Origin of the sequence: Salipiger sp. HF18, assembly GCF_011806505.1 — a bacterium.
Taxonomy (GTDB): domain Bacteria; phylum Pseudomonadota; class Alphaproteobacteria; order Rhodobacterales; family Rhodobacteraceae; genus Salipiger; species Salipiger thiooxidans.
Genome location: NZ_JAATOS010000729.1, coordinates 1 through 1505 on the forward strand (window position 1 = coordinate 1; position 1505 = coordinate 1505).

Sequence of the window (1505 nt, forward strand, 5' to 3'; positions counted from 1 at the left end):
GGCCCTTGCGGTGCTTGCCGCGGGGCTCGCCGCGCCAGTCGCGGTAGCCGACGGTCAGGGTGTCCTCGTCCATCATCGCGGCCTGGATGCGCGGCCACGGGCAGGCATAGATGCAGATCTGCTCGCGTGCGAAGCCGCCGAAGGCGAAGGTGGTGCCGGTGAGGACCAGCATGGTGGTGTAGGCCACCGGGTGGGCCTGGCCGGTCACCAGGTCGACCGCCAGCGTCGGCGCGTCGGTGAAATAGAAGATCCACGCGCCGCCGGTGGCCAGTGCGATCAAGAACCAGACCAGCCACTTGGTGACCCGGAGCCGCAGCTTCCGGACGTCCCACTTCTTCTGCCGGTGCAGCCGCAGGCGGGCGTTGCGGTCGCCCTCGATCCAGCGCTCGACGAGGATGAAGAGGTCGGTCCAGACCGTCTGCGGGCAGGCGTAGCCGCACCACACCCGGCCGAGCGCCGAGGTGAAGAGGAAGAGCCCGAGCCCGGCCATCACCAGAAGCCCCGCCACGAAGTAGAACTCGTGCGGCCAAATCTCGATGAAGAAGAAGAAGAACCGGCGACCGGCGAGGTCGAGCAGCACGGCCTGGTCGGGAAGCTCCGGGCCGCGGTCCCAGCGCAGCCATGGGGTGATGTAGTAGATGCCCAGCATCACCGCCATGAGCCACCATTTCAGGTTGCGGAACTTTCCGCTCACCCGCCTCGGGAAGATCGGCTCCCGTGCTTCGTAGAGAGAGGGGGCGGTTTGATTGGTATCAGCCACGGTGAATCGCTCCGGAGTGATTTTGCCTGTCGGAGGCCCTTCTCGCGCCGGGTTGTCCCCTCAGCCTTGATATGCATCAAATATTACATCTTCGATGAAGCTTTCGCAGCCTCTCTGCGCAGCCACGATACGAAGTGTCGCAGGGGCGGGCGGGCGATTCCAGGCCGCGTGACCAGCCAGTAGCCCTTGTCCCGGCTGTCCTCGAAGAGCAGCCGCAGGCGGCCGGCCTGCACGTCGGGTTCGACGAAGAGCCGCGCGGTGATGGCGATGCCCTGACCCTGCCGGGCGGCCTCGATCATCAGGTTGCCGGGCAGGGCGGTCATGCCGCGGCTGCGGTCGTGGTCGACGCCGTGCTCGGTCAGCCAGTCGGTGGCCTCGTTGGTGCCAAACTCCTGCAACCACGGGAAGGTCCTCAGGTCGGCGGCGTCCCTGATCTCGACATCTCCCACCAGCGACGAGGCTGCGACCACGACGATGGGCGAACGCACCAGAAGCTGGCTGTCGAGCCCGTGCCACGCGCCGTCGCCGTAGCGGATTGCCACGTCGAGCCCGCCGGGGGACAGCGTCCGGATGTTGGCCGAGGGGTCGATGGTCAGGCTGATCTCGGGATGATCGGCGCGGAACTCGGGCAGGCGCGGCATCAGCCACGTGGCCGCGAAACCGGGCGTGGCCGAGATTTCCAGCGGCCGGTCGGCATCGCGACCTGTCAGTTCCTCCACCATATGGACCATCATGCCAAAGCCCT

The 1505-nt window shown here is 66.9% G+C and carries 2 protein-coding genes; both read right to left on the reverse strand.

Annotated elements, in window-relative coordinates; all coding sequences use genetic code 11:
- The coding region (locus tag HC022_RS26350; RefSeq protein ID WP_167454354.1) for a 4Fe-4S dicluster domain-containing protein at window positions 1-760 on the reverse strand (760 nt) is incomplete at its 3' end.
- Between the two features lie 83 nt (window positions 761-843).
- On the reverse strand, window positions 844-1505 hold a 662-nt coding region (locus HC022_RS26355; protein WP_167454355.1), incomplete at its 5' end, for a LysR substrate-binding domain-containing protein.